This window comes from Lysinibacillus sp. GW247-5R2A, assembly GCF_059424475.1.
This window is the reverse complement of the sequence record NZ_JBWKZL010000001.1, coordinates 569,258-587,855: the sequence shown is the minus strand read 5'-3', so window position 1 is coordinate 587,855 and position 18,598 is coordinate 569,258. Positions and strand designations below refer to the sequence as shown.

Sequence of the window (18,598 nt, the reverse complement as noted above, 5' to 3'; positions counted from 1 at the left end):
ATTCGGACGCAAATGTGCCAAGGCTTCATTGAATTTGGAAATAAATTTTCTAAAAATTTTCCAAAATATTGTGTTTATGCCGAAATACTTTTGCATAAACGCTTTGAAAAAGGTACACTAAAACGGTAGAAACTATTAGGAAGGCAGATTTGTTCAATGGCTATGAAAAGAAAAGGAACTATGCAGAAATCTGGCGTACTTCCTGAAAAAGTACGCAATCAATTCGAGCTTTTACAGCATGAATTAAATATCACATTTATTAATAAAAATTTATTGTATCAAGCATTCACGCATTCATCTTATGTGAATGAGCATCGCCGTAAGTTATTTACGGATAATGAGCGTCTTGAATTTTTAGGAGACGCAGTACTTGAACTGTCTGTTTCTAAATATCTTTTTGAGAAATACCCGAATATGAGCGAGGGTGAGTTAACAAAGTTACGAGCATCCATTGTTTGTGAACCATCTCTAGTTATTTTTGCGAATGAACTAGGCTTTGGTCGCTTTGTTTTACTTGGAAAAGGTGAAGAATTAACAGGTGGACGGGAACGCCCAGCACTACTTGCAGATGTGTTTGAGTCATTTGTAGGTGCCCTATATTTAGATCAGGATTTACAAACGGTCGTGTCATTTTTAGAACGTATCGTGTTCCCAAAAGTAGAAGTCGGTGCTTTTTCGCATGTGATGGATTTTAAAAGCCAATTGCAAGAAATGGTACAGCAAACGAATAATGGACTTCTTCATTATGAAATCATTGATGAAAAAGGACCTGCACATAATCGTACCTTTGTATCAAGCGTCTTACTGAACGGACAAGAGCTTGGTATAGGTCGGGGAAAATCGAAAAAAGAAGCCGAGCAGCAAGCTGCACAATGTGCGATGCGAATGATGCGTGAAGAAGCTGCGAAAGAGGAGGCTTAAAAGATGTTCCTAAAACGACTAGAAGTGATTGGCTTTAAATCATTTGCGGAGCGCATTGGTATTGATTTTGTACCCGGTGTTACAGCAGTTGTGGGACCAAATGGCAGTGGAAAAAGTAATGTCACTGATGCAATACGTTGGGTGCTTGGTGAGCAATCGGCAAAGTCGTTACGTGGATCAAAGATGGAAGATGTAATTTTTGCAGGGAGTGACTCTCGGAAGCCACTCAACTTTGCAGAGGTAACACTAATATTAGATAATACCGACGAGCAACTTGCTTTTTCCTATACAGAAGTAAGTGTAACAAGACGCGTATACCGTTCAGGTGATAGTGAATATTTATTAAATAACCAGCAGTGTCGCCTGAAGGATATTACGGACTTGTTTATGGATTCAGGGCTTGGAAAAGAGGCATTTTCTATCATTTCACAGGGTCGTGTCGATGAAATTTTAAATAGTCGACCTGATGACCGTCGTTCGATTTTTGAAGAGGCAGCTGGCGTATTAAAGTATAAAATAAGAAAGAAAAAAGCAGAGCATAAGCTTGTTGAGACAGATGAGAATTTATATCGTGTATTAGATATTCTCCATGAATTAGACAGTCGACTTGGACCGCTTGAAATGCAAGCATCTAGTGCAAGAGACTATGTACAAATGTCTACTGAGCTAAAAGATTTTGATATTGCCATACTTGTGCATGATTTTAAAAATTGTGCACAGTCTTTGCGTGCGCTTAAAGATGAGTACACAAACCTATCTGAGATAGAGCAAAAGCAAGCTCAAGATATTGCTACTTTCGATAAACAGACAACAAATATTCGAAAGCTATTGAAAGAACTTGATGACTATTTGGATGTTTCTCAAGCGGATCTAGTCAATGCCACAATGGAGGTAGAACGTTGGGATGGACGAAAGGCGCTAATGGCTGAAAAGCGTCAAAATGCGTCCAATCAATTACAGCAGCTGAATACGTCATTACAAGAGGCCAAAGCAGAAGTAGAGGCACTGTTTATGCAGGAGCAGGAGAAAAAAGACGTATTCACTGAAAAACAACAAGCCGTGTCGGTGCTAAAACAAAGCATTAAACAGTTAGAGCAATCTTTAAATCGCTCCGTAACAGAAATCGAACAAGAAATTGAGGAGCAAAAAAACCGATATATCGATTCGTTGAATGAAGAAGCGACCATCAAAAATGAGTTGAAAAATATCGATCAGCAGTTGGCGCAACAAAAGGCTATGGCAACACGAATGTCCGACCAATCTGATGAAATTGGGCAAGAGCTTATGCAAATTGTTGCTGAAAAAGAACAGCTAGTAGCTGCACATACTTCAACAACAAATAATCTACAAGAAAAGCTAGAACAATATGAAGCTTTACAAATACAGTTGAAAAATGTTAATTCTACCTTTACTGAAAAGCAAGATATGCTGTATAAGGCATATCAGCATCAGCAGCAACTAAAAGCTAGAAAAGATACGTTAGCGGAGCTTGAAGCGGACTTTTCAGGGTTTTTCCAAGGGGTTAAAGAAGTGCTGCTAGCACGAGATAAAGGTGAATTACAAGGTATTGAGGGTGCTGTAGCTGAATTAATCCAGGTTGAGGGGAAATACTCACAAGCGATAGAAACGGCGTTAGGAGCAGCCTCTCAGCATATTGTTACAACTAATGAACGCCATGCCCAACAGGCTATTCATTGGCTAAAACAAAAGCGAGCTGGGCGTGCTACTTTTTTACCGAAAACCGTCATGAAATCACGGAAAATTAATTTAGCAACTATCCAATTAGCAACTGAGCACCCAGCATTCATTCGGATGGCGGATGCGTTAGTGACTTTTAATGAAGATAATCGAACGATTGTTGAAAATCTTCTAGGCAATGTCATTGTTGCAGCAAATCTTGAAGGGGCAAGTCAAATTGCTAGATTATGTGGGTTCCGTTATCGAGTGGTTACACTTGATGGAGATATTGTTAATGCAGGGGGCTCGTTAACGGGTGGTGCCCTGAAACAGCAATCTTCACTCTTTACAAGAAAAGCGGAATTAGATGGTTTAATTCTTAAACTAGAGTCATTGCAAGCCTCCATTTATGGTGCAGAACAGGCTGTTGCAGCGGAAAAAGAAAAGCTAGCAACACTTCGAGATCAAGTAGAGCTATTGAAGCTTGAAGGGGAGCAATTACGAAAAGATGAGATGCAGCAGGCAGGACGTTTACGTGAGCTAGAGGCTGTTGAAAAAAGCTTATCGGCTAGAGTAACCTTTGCCTCGACTGAAACACAGGATGTTAAAACACGAGAAGAATCATTATTGGCTCAAAAGCAAGAAGCAGAGGAACGTTTAAGCGCGCTTGCAGGAGAATTAATCGAAATCAATGCAACCGTTGAGCAATTAAGTAAGGTTAAGCTACAAAGTGAGACAGAAAAAGATGTATTACGTGAGCAATTGGCAGAAAAACGCTCACAATTAGCTGTTATGCAAGAACAAATGTCACAAGTTCAAATAGCTACGGCTGACTTAGCCCTACAATTAAACAAAGCTCAACAAAAAGTTGAAAATATTTCTCAGGAAATATCATGGCTTCAATCTGATGAATCGACAAATTATTTAAGTGATGAAGAGGTCGATGAACAGGTGTTGACGTGGAAGACCAGAAGAGATGCGCTACAAGAGACAATTTCTCAGAAAAAAGAGGAAAAAGTAGGGCAACAGGATGAACTTTCATCGTTAGAGGCTCAGCTGAAGGAATTACAACGTATCCATAAAGGGTATCTTGAAGCGATTCGTGCGAATGAGTTGAAAAGAAATCGTGTCGAATTCGAAATGGACAATTTCACAGCTCAGCTCGAGGAGAATTATCAGTTAACATTTGAAGAGGCAGAAGAAGAAGCACAGGCTATAGAAGATGAGGAATTTGTACGTCGCCGTGTTAAATTGCTTAAAAAATCAATTGAAGAGCTAGGCCCTGTTAATTTAGGCGCAATTGAAGAATATGAAAGAGTACTTGAACGACATACTTTCTTAACTGAACAGCGTGAGGATTTACTTGCGGCGCAAGAAACATTGCATGAAGCCATTAAAGAAATGGATGAAGAAATGACAATGCGCTTTAGCGAAACATTCTATGCGATCCGCGAACAATTTAGACGAGTATTCCGTGAATTGTTTGGTGGAGGGCAAGCTGATTTAGTGTTAATTGACCCGGAAAATTTACTAGAAACAGGCATCGACATTGTTGCTCAGCCTCCAGGAAAAAAATTACAAAATCTAAGTTTACTTTCTGGTGGTGAACGTGCGCTAACGGCGATCGCTTTATTATTCTCCATCTTAAATATAAGACCTGTCCCATTCTGTATTCTCGATGAAGTGGAGGCTGCCCTAGATGAAGCAAATGTTGTGCGCTACAGCCAATATTTGAAGAAATTTAGTGGTGAAACACAATTCATTGTCATTACACATCGTAAAGGAACGATGGAGGGAGCAGATGTCCTGTATGGTATAACTATGCAGGAGTCAGGCGTATCGAAACTTGTATCAGTAAAATTAGAAGACGAACCCGTACTTGCGGAGCAAAGGAGCAAATAAGGATGAGCTTTTTTAAACGTATAAAAGATAAATTGATGGGGAATCCAGCGGACGAAGAAAAACTAGAAGCCACTGAACATGATTTAGATTCTCATCCACAGGAATTAGAAGAAGACGGTGAACCTACCACTACTGAGACTGTTGTTGAAGAATCTTCTGAGCAATTCTCACCAATTGAAGATACTACAGAATCCGAACAAACGTCGGACATCAAAGGTACAAAGGATTTAGAGCCGCCTTCTCAAATAGAGGAAGAAGAACAGCTAGAAGTACAAATTATTGAGGAACAACCAACTGAGGAGAAAAAACCTTCAGCTTGGTCTATTACGCAAAAATTTAAAGAGGGCCTTGAAAAAACACGTAATTCCTTTACATCGAAGGTGAACGACCTTGTTGCACGTTATCGTAAAGTGGATGAGGATTTCTTTGAGGAATTAGAGGATCTTTTATTACAGGCCGATGTTGGTTTTGAAACGGTCATGGAACTTATGGATAAATTACGTTTCGAGGTACAACGTAAAAACATAAAAGATACAAATGGGATCCAAACTTTAATTTCTGAAAAGCTTGTAGAAATTTATGAGCAAGGTGAAGAAGGTTTAATTGAATTAAATATGCAGCCTGATGGTGAGCTGACAGTCATCCTATTTGTTGGGGTGAATGGTGTAGGGAAAACAACGACAATTGGTAAACTCGCTCGTCGTCTCAAGTCCCAAGGCAAAACAGTTGTTTTAGCTGCGGGTGATACATTCCGTGCAGGTGCTATCGATCAATTACAAGTGTGGGGAGATCGTGTAGGCTGTGAGGTTATTAAACAATCTGAGGGCTCTGATCCAGCGGCAGTTATGTATGATGCAATTCGTGCTGCGAAAAACAGAAAAGCAGATGTGTTAATTTGTGATACAGCTGGACGCTTACAAAATAAAGTGAATTTAATGAACGAGCTTGAAAAGGTACATCGTGTCATTTCCCGTGAAATCCCAAGTGCTCCACATGAAGTATTATTAGCATTAGATGCAACAACAGGCCAAAATGCCCTTGTTCAAGCACAAACATTTAAAGAAGCAACGAATGTGACAGGTATCGTTTTAACAAAGCTGGACGGTACAGCTAAGGGCGGTATTGTGCTAGCAATCCGTAACAAATTACACATTCCTGTGAAATTTGTAGGTCTTGGGGAGAAAATGGACGATTTACAGCCATTTGATGCAGAGCGATATGTCTATGGATTATTTGCCGATGGTTTAGATAAAGAATTACAAAATAATGAAGAGTAACAGTGAAATGGGCAATGTCATTTTATTTTGATTTAGCATTCATCTCCTTCATGTATCGGAGGGGATGAATGTTTGTTTTGTTTTTTATGGATCTTTCATTTTAGGTTAGTCTCTCCATGTTTACCATTAAGAAATGAAATACCAATCCACTGAACGTAATGGAGTAGAAACGCTCGACTGTGATCAGTTGAATTGACTTGTTGGAAAGAGTCATACTAGCTACAGGCAAGAAATGCCCAAAAGTAAGTAAATTAGGCTTTTAGACAAGGAGATTACCTTGACACAGACGGGCGCTTTTCGTTATGATACAAATGACTAAATAGCGGGAGGAGAAACATTCGATGCTACTTGAAAAAACAACACGCATGAACTTTCTCTTCGACTTTTATCAAGCATTATTAACAGATAAGCAAAGAAGTTATATGGAACTATACTATTTGGACGATCACTCACTAGGTGAAATCGCTGAATCGTATGGTGTATCACGCCAAGCTGTCTACGATAATATTCGTCGAACAGAAGCAATGCTTGAGGAATATGAAGAAAAATTATGTTTACTTGAAAAATTTCAACAACGTACCCAAATGCTTTTACAGCTAACAATGGGGATAACGGAACAAAGTATGACGGCTGAAGAGCAGTTAGTGCTTATCGAACAGCTGAAAGAATGGGATTAGGAGGCGAAAGCAATGGCTTTTGAAGGATTAGCGGAACGACTCCAAGGAACGATCCAAAAAATTAAAGGCAAAGGGAAAGTATCGGAGCAAGACGTCAAAGAAATGATGCGTGAAGTCCGATTTGCTTTAATTGAGGCGGATGTTAACTTAAAAGTAGTCAAGGAATTTGTAAAAAAGGTTAGTGAACGCGCTGTTGGTGTCGATGTTATGCAAAGCTTAACACCAGGTCAACAAGTAATTAAAATTGTACAAGACGAATTAACAGAATTAATGGGTGGCGAGCAAAGCCCAATTAAATTTAATACGAAGCCTCCTACTGTTATTATGATGGTCGGCCTCCAAGGAGCAGGGAAAACGACAACTACAGGTAAATTGGCAAATGTTCTACGGAAAAAATATAATCGTAAACCATTGTTAGTGGCAGCCGACGTTTATCGTCCGGCAGCTGTTCAACAATTAGAAACATTAGGTAAACAACTTTCATTACCAGTTTTTTCGTTAGGCACTGATATTTCCCCTGTAGAGATTGCGCGTCAGGCAATTGAAAAGGCGAAAGAAGAGCATCATGATGTCGTAATTATCGATACGGCTGGTCGTTTGCATATCGATGAGGATTTGATGCAAGAATTAAAAGATATTCGCGCATTAAAAGAGCCAGATGAGGTCTTCCTTGTTGTTGATGCAATGACAGGTCAAGATGCTGTAAACGTAGCAGAAAGCTTTAATGAGGCTATTGGTATTACAGGGGTTGTGTTAACGAAACTTGATGGTGATACTCGTGGTGGTGCGGCTTTATCTATTCGCTCTGTAACGCAGAAACCAATTAAGTTTGTCGGTATGGGCGAGAAAATGGATGCGCTAGAACCTTTCCATCCTGAGCGTATGGCGTCTCGTATTTTAGGTATGGGAGACGTTTTATCGCTGATCGAAAAGGCCCAAGCCAATGTAGATGAAGCAAAAGCCAAAGAGTTAGAAGAAAAATTCAAGACTCAAACCTTTACTTTTGATGATTTCGTAGAGCAATTACAGCAAGTTAAAAAAATGGGACCTATAGATGAAATTTTAAAGATGCTCCCTGGTGCGAACAAAATCAAAGGCTTAGATAATGTCAAAGTTGACGATAAGCAAATGGGGCGTGTAGAGGCGATTATTTACTCGATGACGCCTGCTGAAAAGACGAATCCTGAATTGATTAATGGTAGCCGTAAAAAGCGTATTGCTAAAGGTTCAGGGACTTCTATTCAAGAGGTGAATCGTCTAATTAAGCAATTTGATGAAATGAAAAAAATGATGAAGCAAATGACTGGAATGGCTAGTGGTAAGGGCAAGAAAAAAATGAAATTACCAGGCTTTGATTCATTGTTTAAATAATAATTTTTAGGTGTTAAGAAAAAACACTTTACAAACAACCTAAACATTGATAATATACTATCTTGTGTGAAACTTATTCGGAGGTGCTATTAAAATGGCAGTTAAAATTCGCTTAAAACGTATGGGAGCTAAAAAATCTCCTTTCTATCGTATCGTAGTTGCAGACGCTCGTTCACCACGTGACGGTCGTCAAATCGAAACAGTTGGTACTTACAACCCACTAACTCAACCAGCTACTGTAAACATTGATGAAGAGAAAGCTCTTAAATGGTTAGCTGACGGTGCAAAACCATCAGATACAGTACGTAACCTGTTCTCAGAACAAGGTATCATGGAGAAATTCCATAACCAAAAATTCAGTAAATAATCGGGGGCGACGTCTTTGAAGCAGCTGATTGAAGCAATCGTTTTACCGTTAGTCGATTATCCAGAAGAAGTTCGTATTGAGACGGATGAAAATGCAAATCGAATTGTTTATAAACTTTTTGTTCATCAAGAGGATCGAGGGAAAGTCATAGGCAAGCAAGGGCGAGTAGCGAAAGCGATTCGTACAATTGTTTATTCAGCGGCAGGTAGTCACCATCAAAAGAAGACCTACGTCGATATATTGGATTAATAGAAAAGATTTTCGCGCTCTTGCAACGAGTACAATTGAGTCCTGATAGGTGTGTTTACATGTCGCTTAGGAGTTCGAAGTGGCCTTTAGCATGAAGCGTAAAATCTGGACTAAGAAGGAGGGAGCTTGTAGGTTCCTTCCTTTTTTTCTTTATTTCGCCTAGAGTTGTTCTTTTTATTTTGGACAAACAGGGCATATAGCTTGAACAAAGATTACAGCTAGAGATAATTGATTATATTAATATGGACGAGACAATTGATTGTCTTAGCTGAACCTACATTCTTCCAAAGTGACGTTAAGTACATGAATGCAATGGGAGAGAGTAGTACGTTTTTAATGAGGTGATAGTTGAATGGAATGGTTTAATGTAGGTCGAATTGTCAATACACACGGTATTCGAGGAGAGGTGCGTATATTATCGACAACAGACTTTGAAAATGAACGTTTTGCGGTAGGAAATAAGCTTGCTGCCTTTAAAAAGGACGATAAAAAGCCAACTTGGGTAACGATTCAATCTGTACGTCGTCATAAAAACTTTATTTTATTAACATTTGAAGGTATGAATAACATCAATTTGGTCGAGCCGTTTAAAGAAGGCTTGTTAAAAGTGACAAAAGATCAAATGAATGACGATCTCCTTCAAGAAAATGAATTCTTTTTCCATGAGATTATAGGCTGTACAGTTGTTTCTGAAGAAGGCGAAACAATTGGTGTTGTGAATGATATTCTACAAACAGGTGCTAATGATGTATGGGTGGTTAAAGGCTCGAAGAAAGAGCATTATATCCCTTATATAGAAGATATCGTGAAAGAGATTGATGTGGTTGAGAAGAAAATTGTTATTCACGTAATGGAAGGTTTATTATGATGAATATCCATGTGCTGAGCCTTTTTCCCGATATGTTCTCAGGTGTTTTCGGGGCTTCTATTTTAAAGAAAGCTCAAGAAAAAGATGCGGTCAAGCTAGAGGTAACTGACATCCGTTCATTTTCGGGCAATAAGCACAATCAAGTTGACGACTATCCATATGGTGGCGGAGCAGGCATGGTTTTAAAGCCTGAGCCGATGTTTAGCGCTGTAGAAGCAATTTGTGCAGGAAAACAACCACGCATCATTTTAATGTGCCCTCAGGGAGAGAGATTTACCCAAAAAAAAGCAGAAGAATTATCACAGGAGAAGGAATTAGTCTTTTTATGTGGTCACTACGAAGGCTATGATGAACGTATACGCCAGCACCTTGTAACAGATGAAATTTCTATTGGAGATTTCGTTTTAACAGGTGGAGAACTAGGGGCAATGACGGTTATCGATAGTGTTGTACGCCTATTACCAGGTGTATTGGGCCAAGAAGATTCACATATACAAGATTCCTTTTCAACTGGTCTCCTAGAGCATCCTCATTATACTCGACCAGCAGAATTTCGAGGAATGAAGGTGCCAGATGTTTTATTATCTGGAAATCACGCAAAAATTGAGCAATGGCGTGAGGAGCAATCGTTGAAAAGAACCTTTGAACGTCGTCCTGATTTACTCGATCAATATCCTTTAACGGACAAGCAAAAATTGTATTTAGAAAAACTTAAAAACAATCAACAAGATGCTTGATTGCCTGATATATTTATGATAACATTTAATCTGTACTTCTATGTGAAGTACTGAATTACGGTGTTCCGCTGTGGCATAGATTGCGTGCAAGAGCATCTGTCTAAGGAGAGAAAACAATGTCAAACATTATTACAGAAATTACAAAATCTCAGCTTCGCACTGATCTACCTGCTTTCCGTCCTGGTGATACTGTTAAGGTACACGTGAAAGTAGTAGAGGGTACTCGTGAACGTATCCAGCTTTTCGAAGGTGTAGTAATTAAACGTCGTGGTGGCGGTATTAGCGAAACTTTCACAGTTCGTAAAATTTCTTACGGTGTAGGTGTTGAGCGTACATTCCCTGTACACACACCAAAAATCGCTAACTTAGAAGTTGTACGTCGTGGTAAAGTACGTCGTGCTAAACTTTACTACCTACGTAACCTACGTGGTAAAGCTGCTCGTATTAAAGAAATTCGATAATTATGACTTAAAAGTGAGGGGCTTGTACGCAAGCTCCTTTTCTTTTTGCTTGTCATCTTAATTCCCTATCAACTAAAATAGTGTTAGACAAGGGGGCATTTCTCAATGGAAAAACAGGTGAAAGAAAAGAATGAATTATGGGAATGGACAAAAGCGCTATTAATTGCATTTGCGATTGCTGCAATCATACGATATTTTTTATTTACACCAATTGCAGTTGATGGTGAGTCCATGATGCCAACCCTTGAAGATGGCGACCGCATGATTGTGAATAAAATTGGTTATAAAATAGGTGAACCAAAACGCTTTGATATTGTTGTGTTTCATGCGCCTGAACAAAAAAATTACATTAAACGTGTAATTGGATTGCCAGGGGATTCACTGGAATATAAAGACGATCAATTATATATCAACGGTGAGCCAATTGATGAACCCTATTTAGATGCTTATAAAGCTCAAATCGCAGGGGGAACACTAACAGAAGACTTTACCTTAAAAGACATCGATGTTTCATTAGATGAGATTCCAAAGGGGTATGTTTTTGTCATGGGGGATAATCGTCGAAATAGTAAAGACAGTCGACATATTGGTCTTGTAGATCAAAAGGAAATCATCGGCAATACAAGTTTGATTTTCTGGCCGTTTAATGACATAAAAATTGTAAAGTAATGCAAGAAAGGGAGCGTTTATGAACTCCCTTTTTCTTTTAATTTAGGAGGCACAGCAGTGACAATTCAATGGTTTCCCGGGCATATGGCAAAGGCCCGACGTGAAGTAACAGAAAAATTAAAGCTTGTTGATATTATATTTGAGTTAATAGACGCCCGTTTACCTTTATCGTCTCGTAATCCAATGATCGACGAAGTCATTAATCAAAAACCTCGTCTATTAATTTTGAATAAGGCGGATATGGCAGACGAGCAAGAATCACGCAAATGGGTAGATTATTTTGCACAGCGTGGTCATAAAGCAGTAGCTATTAACTCGCTTGAGGGTAAAGGCTTACAACAAGTAACAAAGGCAGCGCAAGAAATATTAAAAGAAAAGTTCGATCGCATGAAAGCAAAAGGGATGAAACCTCGAGCTATTCGTGCAATGATTGTCGGAATTCCAAATGTTGGGAAATCGACACTGATTAATCGCCTGGCGAAAAAAAATATTGCTAAAACGGGAAATACTCCGGGTGTAACAAAGGCACAGCAATGGATTAAGGTCGGGAAAGAACTTGAGCTATTAGATACGCCAGGGATTTTATGGCCAAAATTTGAAGATCAAGAAGTGGGCTTTAAATTAGCTTTAACAGGAGCTATTAAAGATACCATCACAAACATGGAAGACTTAGCAGTATACGGCTTACGTTTCTTATCCGTTCATTATCCAAAGCGTATGGAGGAGCGTTACGGCTTTGAATTCGTCCATGAAGATTTGGTTGAAACTTTTGACCATATTGGGAAACTCCGTCGCGTGTTTGGTGCAGGTGGAGAAATTGATTATGATCAAGTAGCTCAGCTAATCGTTCGAGATATTCGAGGCTTGCATTTAGGTAAATTAACATTTGATTTTGTGGATGAACAACTAGAAAAAGAATCAGAACAATAAAAAGTATTGGAAACTGTCACACCCTCTTTGTGACAGTTTTTCTTTTAGGAATGAATTTTCCTACCGATAATAATTATATAGAGGAAAAATAGGAAGCTACATAATGACTGAAATGAATATAGGTTGAATAAGTAGAGGCAAGAAGGAGTAAGAAATGAGAAGTATTAAAGAAATTACCATTGCATTAAAAGATGCGGAAGAATGGCAAGAGTGGATGTCGGGTATTGCAGAAGATGAACGAGTAGGTGTCCAAAAGGCTTGGCTTTCTTGGCAAAAGAAACAAGAAAAAAGGCGCCAATTACTTCAGGAACATCAAGCAAAAGTGGCATTTGATGTAAGCTATGGTGGAATAGATGCTTTAATTGCAGGTGTCGATGAAGCGGGGCGAGGTCCTCTTGCGGGGCCAGTCGTTACAGCGGCTGTAATTTTGCCAACAAATAGTGAGGCTCTTGTTGGTTTGAATGATTCTAAGCAATTATCGAAGGATAAACGAAATGCCTTTGCTGCTTTAATTAAAGAACATGCTATTAGTTATTTTATTCACTTCCAACCGGCTCAACAAATAGACGAACTCAATATTTATGAGGCGACCAAACAATCTATGAAGGCGAGTGTGGAATCGTTATCGAGAAAACCTGATTATGTTTTAGTAGATGCCATGACATTACCTATGGCTATCCCTCAGGATTCCATCATTAAAGGAGACGCCAAAAGCTTAGCAATAGCAGCAGCCTCCATTCTAGCTAAAACAGCCCGAGATGATTATATGGAACAATTAGATAAAGATTTTCCTATGTATGGTTTTGCACAACATGCCGGCTATGGTACAAAGCAACATTTAAAAGCACTAGAAGAATACGGACCAACGATTCACCATCGTAAATCGTTCGAGCCGATTAAATCCATGTTTGAATAATACGTTAGCGCCAATTACCGAAGGAGTAATTGATGAAAGGAGTAAATATATGACAGCCACATCATTTAATCCAATCCACATGCAACAAAACCCAATAACTGCAAATAATCAGCCACTGGCCTTAAAACAGGGACAAGTATTTCATGGAACGATTAAGAAATTATACCCTGATCAAATGGCTGAGATACAAGTAGGAAATCAAAAATTTATCGCTAAACTTGAAGTTCCATTAAAAGCTGGAGATGCCCATTTTTTTCAGGTAACAGGAACAGATCCACAAGCAGAATTGAAAGTGGTGTCAGGACCGATGACGCCAACTGCTTCACCAAGCCAACAAATTAATCAGCTATTAGAGTCTATGAATTTACCTAAGTCAGCAGAGCTGCAGCAATTATTAGGACATTTTATGAAGGCAGAGCTACCGATCTCAAAGGAACAACTTTTACAAGCTGAAATGTGGTTAAAGGCATTACCAGAGGGTATATCTAAAATAGATGCTTTGCAAACGATTCAAAAAATGATAGAGCTTAAAATGCCCATGACTAATGAAGTGTTTCAAGCGCTAATGAGTGGACAAAAGACTTCTGGTATGGCGACTATTATGGAAAACTTTGCACAGCTTCTAGCAAAAGATATAGTATTGCCTGAACAGCTTAAACAAAATCTAATGCAACAAGTACAAGCAATTGCAAAGCCATTTGAAGTAGAAACAGGTAGTGTGGTTCTTGCAAATGTTCTAGAAAATTTAACAAATAATGCAGCTACAACTAGTGAAAAAATGCAAGCCTTGTCGATCTTAAAGGAGTCAGGGATAATTCCGAATCAGGCGACATTGCAAAATTGGTCAAGTATGAATGAGGGAAAAGCTTCTCAGCAAATGCAGCAAGCGGGTCAAGTCGTTCAGACTATCCTAACAGCGAAGCCTGAAAATGTCGCTCAATTGATCGAACAGCTTAAATCGTGGACAACAAATCAACAATTTTTAACAAATGATCAAAAGCAGCAGATTAATCAGCTAATTGATCGTTTTAATCAGTTACCTGTCACAAAGCAAACAGTAGATATTTTTGCTAAACAGATGCAAGATCAATTATTAAAAGCCTTTTCTCAAAATATGTCCAATCATTTATTTACACAGGACATAAAAGGACTGTCAGTAAAAGATCATTTATTGTCCTTATTGAAGCAAGAGGTTGCTTCTCCCTTACAAAATGAAGCTTTAATGCGTAATCTTATGAAAAATAGCATCGCTTCTTCACAACCCTTCATTCAACAAATAGTGACACAAGCAGACGCTCTTGTACAAAATTCGATGGATAGTAAGGCAATGGAGCATGCGATGAAAACAGTATTAAAAAATTTAGGGATTAGCTATGAGGCGACACTCGGGAACAAATCAGCGGATTTACAAATGATTGCACATCAATTAAAACCACAGCTTCATACATTATTGCAGGAAACTAATATGACACCGCAATTGAAGGAAGCGGCAGAAATGCTAATGATACGAATGAATGGTATGCAGCTATCATCAGGCGAAAATGGACACCAACATCAACTGATTATGCAAGTTCCGCTTGAATTTTTCGGTAAGAGAATGGATGCTACGTTGCAATGGAATGGTCGCATGAAGGATGATGGTAAAATTGATGCCAACTATGCGAGGGTATTATTTTATTTACAAATGGCATCCATGCAAGAAACGGTCATTGATATGCAGGTTCAAAATCGAGTAGTTACAGTAACGGTCTTTAATGAACATTCGGAGATTCAATCCCTTGCAGAACCACTAAAGGCAGCACTAAAAATAGGGTTGGCAGAAAAAAATTATCAACTATCAGGCGTTTTTATGAAACAATTTGACGAGGACCAGGCGGTCAAAAATGGTCCTGTAGTAGAACAGCAAGAGGAACAGAGTGGGGTGGATATCCGCGTATGAGCGAAGAAAAATTCACCCGTAAAGAGGCAATTGCGCTAACTTATAAACTCGGTCAATTCGATAGTCCTACTGTTGTAGCAAAGGGAAAAGGGAAAATTGCTGAGAACATTTTGGCAAGAGCAAATGAGCATAATGTGCCGATTTATGAGGATCCTAACCTAGTGCAGCTGCTTGGTCAATTAGATTTAAATGAGTCCATACCTGAGGAATTATATCAGGCTGTGGCAGAGGTCTTTGCTTTTATATATCGTTTAGATCAAGAACATGAGCGAAAATATAGAAAAAATGAAGTATTCTGATTATTTTTGCAAGCTGTTTTAGTACACAAAATAGAAGAATGCGTCATAATAATAGAGAAAATTCGAACAAAAGACAAAGTGTAGACTTTATCAGAATGTTTCGTTAGAATAGACTATGTTAGTAAAACAATTCTATGCAAATGTTTGATGGGAGGATGTATTATGAATATCCATGAATATCAAGGGAAAGAGATCCTGAGAAAATATGGTGTAGCTGTACCGAACGGAAAAGTTGCTTTTTCCCCTGATGAAGCAGTGAAAGTAGCGAAGGAACTTGGCTCTAATGTAACTGTAGTCAAAGCGCAAATTCATGCAGGTGGACGCGGTAAAGCAGGTGGTGTAAAAATCGCTAAAAACCTTGACGAGGTACGTACGTACGCAAAAGAATTATTAGGGAAAATTTTAGTGACTCATCAAACAGGTCCTGAGGGAAAAGAAGTAAAACGCTTGTACATTGAAGAAGGTTCTGATATCCAAAAAGAATACTATTTAAGTTTAGTTTTAGACCGTGCAACTTCCCGCGTTACAATGATGGGATCTGAAGAAGGCGGTATGGATATTGAAGAGGTAGCGGAAACAAATCCGGAAAAAATCTTCAAAGAAGTAGTTGATCCAGTAGTTGGATTAACAAGTTTCCAAGCACGTCGTATGGCGTTTAATATGAATATTCCAGCAAACCTTGTAGGGAAAGCTGTTAAATTAATGTTAGGTTTATATCAAGCATTTATCGACAAAGATGCATCAATTGTTGAAATTAATCCACTTGTTGTAACTGGACAAGGCGAAGTAGTGGCACTAGATGCTAAGTTCAATTTTGATGCGAATGCATTATACAGACATAAAGATATTGTCGAATTACGCGATTTCGATGAAGAAGATCCAAAAGAAATTGAAGCGTCAAAATATGATTTAAGCTATATTTCTTTAGATGGTAACATTGGCTGTATGGTTAATGGTGCTGGTCTTGCTATGGCGACTATGGACACAATTAGTTACTACGGCGGTAGCCCGGCCAACTTCCTTGATGTAGGGGGCGGTGCAACAGCTGAAAAAGTAACAGAAGCTTTCAAAATTATCCTTTCTGATCCACACGTAAAAGGCATTTTTGTAAACATTTTTGGCGGAATTATGAAATGTAACATTATCGCTGAAGGCGTTGTGACAGCTGCTAAAGAAATCGGTTTAGCTGTGCCATTAGTTGTACGTTTAGAAGGTACAAATGTAGAACTTGGTAAAGAAATTTTAAATGCATCTGGTTTAAACATCGTTGCAGCGGATTCAATGGCTGACGGTGCACAAAAAATTGTGGGACTAGTAGGCTAAGGAAGGCAGGGAGAACAATGGCTGTATTTATTAACAAAGATACGAAGGTAATTGTACAAGGGATTACGGGCGAAACAGCTCTTTTCCATACGAAGCAAATGCTTGAGTATGGTACTAAAATCGTAGCAGGTGTAACACCAGGTAAAGGTGGACTTGAAATCGAAGGAGTTCCTGTTTTCAATACAGTGGCAGAAGCTGTAGCTGCAACAGGCGCGACAACTTCAGTTATCTACGTTCCTGCTCCATTTGCAGCAGATGCAATCTTAGAAGCTGTTGATGCTGAATTAGAATTAACAATCTGTATTACAGAACATATTCCTGTTCTTGATATGGTGAAGGTTAAACGTTACATGGAAGGCAAAAAGACTCGCCTAGTAGGTCCAAACTGTCCGGGTGTTATTACAGCTGATGAATGTAAAATCGGTATTATGCCTGGTTATATCCATACAAAAGGTCATGTAGGAGTTGTATCTCGTTCTGGTACATTAACTTATGAAGCAGTACATCAATTAACGCAAGAAGGTATCGGTCAAACAACAGCTGTTGGGATCGGTGGAGACCCTGTAAATGGTACTAACTTCATCGATGTTCTTGAAGCGTTTAATAATGACCCAGAAACGTATGCAGTAGTTATGATTGGTGAAATCGGTGGTACAGCTGAGGAAGAAGCAGCTGCATGGATTCAAGCGAATATGACGAAACCTGTCGTTGGCTTTATAGGTGGACAAACTGCACCTCCAGGCAAACGTATGGGGCACGCGGGTGCTATCATTTCTGGCGGTAAAGGAACAGCTGCAGAGAAAATTAAAGCTATGAATGCGGCAGGCATTGAAGTAGCAGAAACACCATCTGTTATTGGTGAAACACTGATTAAAGTAATTAAAGAAAAAGGGCTATACGAAAAGTGTAAAACCCATTAAAATGGAAGATGTAGCACATAGTGGCTACATCTTTTTCCTTATTTATACACTGTTTATCTTCCTTCATTAAACAATTTCCTATTTACTGTATGGAAAATTACATCACGAAGTTGTGTTCAAATCATCATGCGGTCATTTACTTTCTTCTATTATAAAGGAGGTTTGTAGAATGATCCTTGCAGTTGATACACAGAGATTACTAGCTTTGCATTATGTATATCCTTTACCTCTTCAAAAACTTCAACGATTATTGTCCCCAGTGAACGTTTTAAACACTTTTGAAGAAGCTCATTATGATGAAATCGCAAAAGTTTTACAAATATCGCCACATAAAGCCTTACAGATTTCTCAAAGCTTTCGACAAATTATGACAATCCCATTTGAAGAGGCCTATGCACGGGCCAATATTTTCCCCATACCTTTTTATCATCCTTATTTCCCGGCGCAATTATTTGAAATATCCAGTCCTCCTACTGTATTGTATGTGAAAGGTCAGTATTCCCTGTTAACAAACAAGAAACAGATAGCTATTATAGGCTCTAGGAAGGCTACAGCGTATTCGAAAAGAGCATTAGACCTAATTGTCCCATCACTTGTTCAATGGGGGTATACGGTCGTAAGCGGGCTAGCTAGAGGCGCTGATACAATGGCACATAGGGCAACAATCGATATGGGTGGGCATACAATGGCTGTGCTTGGGCATGGTTTTAATTATCTCTATCCTAAAGAAAACCAGCTATTGGCTAAGGAAATGGCTAATCAGCAGTTATTAATAACTGAGTATCCTCCATATATGAAGCCTGAAAAATGGCATTTCCCGATGCGTAATCGAATCATTAGTGGTTTAGCTCAAGCTTTAGTTGTGACAGAAGCAGCATTAAAAAGTGGTACGCTTATTACAACAGAACTTGCTTTAGAGCAAGGGAAGGATGTATTTGTAGTACCAGGACCTATTGATGCAACACAGTCCAAGGGGACCAATCAATTACTTGTGGATGGAGCAATTCCAGTAATAAATGGTCATCAAATCGTTGAAACACTGGACCTGTTTTCTAACAAAAATTGAAAAAAAGTTGCATTATCTTAAAATCTGTT

The 18,598-nt window shown here is 38.9% G+C and carries 18 protein-coding genes; all 18 read left to right on the top strand.

The features are described from left to right. Positions 1-156 precede the first annotated feature (156 nt). The 18 genes from rnc (at position 157) to dprA (ending at position 18,569) form a co-directional block, all read left to right on the top strand. Entirely contained in the window at positions 157-921 is a 765-nt protein-coding gene (gene rnc / locus AC07YC_RS02900) for a ribonuclease III (RefSeq protein WP_012293239.1), read from the top strand. Positions 922-924: 3 nt separating this feature from the next. Further along, on the top strand, positions 925-4,500 hold the full coding sequence (smc, locus tag AC07YC_RS02895; RefSeq protein ID WP_336634363.1) for a chromosome segregation protein SMC: 3,576 nt from the start codon (positions 925-927) through the stop codon (positions 4,498-4,500). Between the two features lie 2 nt (positions 4,501-4,502). Further along, complete coding sequence (gene ftsY / locus AC07YC_RS02890; protein ID WP_494918319.1) at positions 4,503-5,777, top strand: signal recognition particle-docking protein FtsY; 1,275 nt, start codon at positions 4,503-4,505, stop codon at positions 5,775-5,777. A 341-nt stretch (positions 5,778-6,118) separates the two neighbouring features. Continuing rightward, positions 6,119-6,454 (top strand): putative DNA-binding protein, encoded by a 336-nt coding sequence (locus AC07YC_RS02885; RefSeq protein ID WP_336634361.1) that lies wholly within the window; start codon positions 6,119-6,121, stop codon positions 6,452-6,454. A 12-nt stretch (positions 6,455-6,466) separates the two neighbouring features. Further along, positions 6,467-7,825: a signal recognition particle protein gene (gene ffh / locus AC07YC_RS02880; RefSeq protein WP_494918317.1), complete on the top strand. Its 1,359-nt coding sequence runs from the start codon at positions 6,467-6,469 to the stop codon at positions 7,823-7,825. A 94-nt stretch (positions 7,826-7,919) separates the two neighbouring features. Further along, a complete protein-coding gene (gene rpsP / locus AC07YC_RS02875) occupies positions 7,920-8,192 on the top strand; it encodes a 30S ribosomal protein S16 (protein WP_004269411.1) in 273 nt (90 codons plus the stop codon). A 15-nt stretch (positions 8,193-8,207) separates the two neighbouring features. Further along, positions 8,208-8,441, top strand: coding sequence for a KH domain-containing protein (locus tag AC07YC_RS02870; RefSeq protein ID WP_336634359.1), 234 nt, complete (start codon positions 8,208-8,210; stop codon positions 8,439-8,441). A 352-nt stretch (positions 8,442-8,793) separates the two neighbouring features. Continuing rightward, positions 8,794-9,309 (top strand): ribosome maturation factor RimM, encoded by a 516-nt coding sequence (rimM, locus tag AC07YC_RS02865; protein ID WP_336634358.1) that lies wholly within the window; start codon positions 8,794-8,796, stop codon positions 9,307-9,309. Further along, positions 9,309-10,046: a tRNA (guanosine(37)-N1)-methyltransferase TrmD gene (gene trmD, locus AC07YC_RS02860; RefSeq protein ID WP_336634449.1), complete on the top strand. Its 738-nt coding sequence runs from the start codon at positions 9,309-9,311 to the stop codon at positions 10,044-10,046. The genes rimM and trmD overlap by 1 nt, the downstream gene beginning before the upstream one ends. A gap of 116 nt (positions 10,047-10,162) precedes the next feature. Continuing rightward, on the top strand, positions 10,163-10,507 hold the full coding sequence (gene rplS / locus AC07YC_RS02855) for a 50S ribosomal protein L19 (protein WP_008181294.1): 345 nt from the start codon (positions 10,163-10,165) through the stop codon (positions 10,505-10,507). A gap of 105 nt (positions 10,508-10,612) precedes the next feature. Then, entirely contained in the window at positions 10,613-11,176 is a 564-nt protein-coding gene (gene lepB, locus AC07YC_RS02850) for a signal peptidase I (RefSeq protein WP_008181292.1), read from the top strand. Positions 11,177-11,233: 57 nt separating this feature from the next. Then, complete coding sequence (gene ylqF, locus AC07YC_RS02845) at positions 11,234-12,106, top strand: ribosome biogenesis GTPase YlqF (protein WP_494918316.1); 873 nt, start codon at positions 11,234-11,236, stop codon at positions 12,104-12,106. Positions 12,107-12,260: 154 nt separating this feature from the next. Then, complete coding sequence (rnhB, locus tag AC07YC_RS02840; RefSeq protein WP_494918315.1) at positions 12,261-13,022, top strand: ribonuclease HII; 762 nt, start codon at positions 12,261-12,263, stop codon at positions 13,020-13,022. 49 nt (positions 13,023-13,071) lie between these two features. After that, positions 13,072-14,961, top strand: a complete 1,890-nt coding sequence (locus tag AC07YC_RS02835; RefSeq protein ID WP_494918314.1) for a TP0910 N-terminal domain-containing protein — start codon at positions 13,072-13,074, stop codon at positions 14,959-14,961. Continuing rightward, positions 14,958-15,260 carry an EscU/YscU/HrcU family type III secretion system export apparatus switch protein gene (locus AC07YC_RS02830; protein WP_336634354.1) on the top strand — a complete coding sequence of 101 codons (303 nt, stop codon included), beginning with the start codon at positions 14,958-14,960 and terminating at the stop codon, positions 15,258-15,260. Before AC07YC_RS02835 ends, AC07YC_RS02830 begins: the two co-directional genes overlap by 4 nt. A gap of 162 nt (positions 15,261-15,422) precedes the next feature. Then, positions 15,423-16,583: an ADP-forming succinate--CoA ligase subunit beta gene (gene sucC / locus AC07YC_RS02825; protein ID WP_025113922.1), complete on the top strand. Its 1,161-nt coding sequence runs from the start codon at positions 15,423-15,425 to the stop codon at positions 16,581-16,583. Positions 16,584-16,600: 17 nt separating this feature from the next. Next, positions 16,601-17,503, top strand: a complete 903-nt coding sequence (gene sucD / locus AC07YC_RS02820) for a succinate--CoA ligase subunit alpha (protein WP_025113923.1) — start codon at positions 16,601-16,603, stop codon at positions 17,501-17,503. A 169-nt stretch (positions 17,504-17,672) separates the two neighbouring features. Then, positions 17,673-18,569: a DNA-processing protein DprA gene (dprA, locus tag AC07YC_RS02815; RefSeq protein ID WP_494918313.1), complete on the top strand. Its 897-nt coding sequence runs from the start codon at positions 17,673-17,675 to the stop codon at positions 18,567-18,569. The last annotated feature ends 29 nt before the right edge of the window (positions 18,570-18,598 follow it).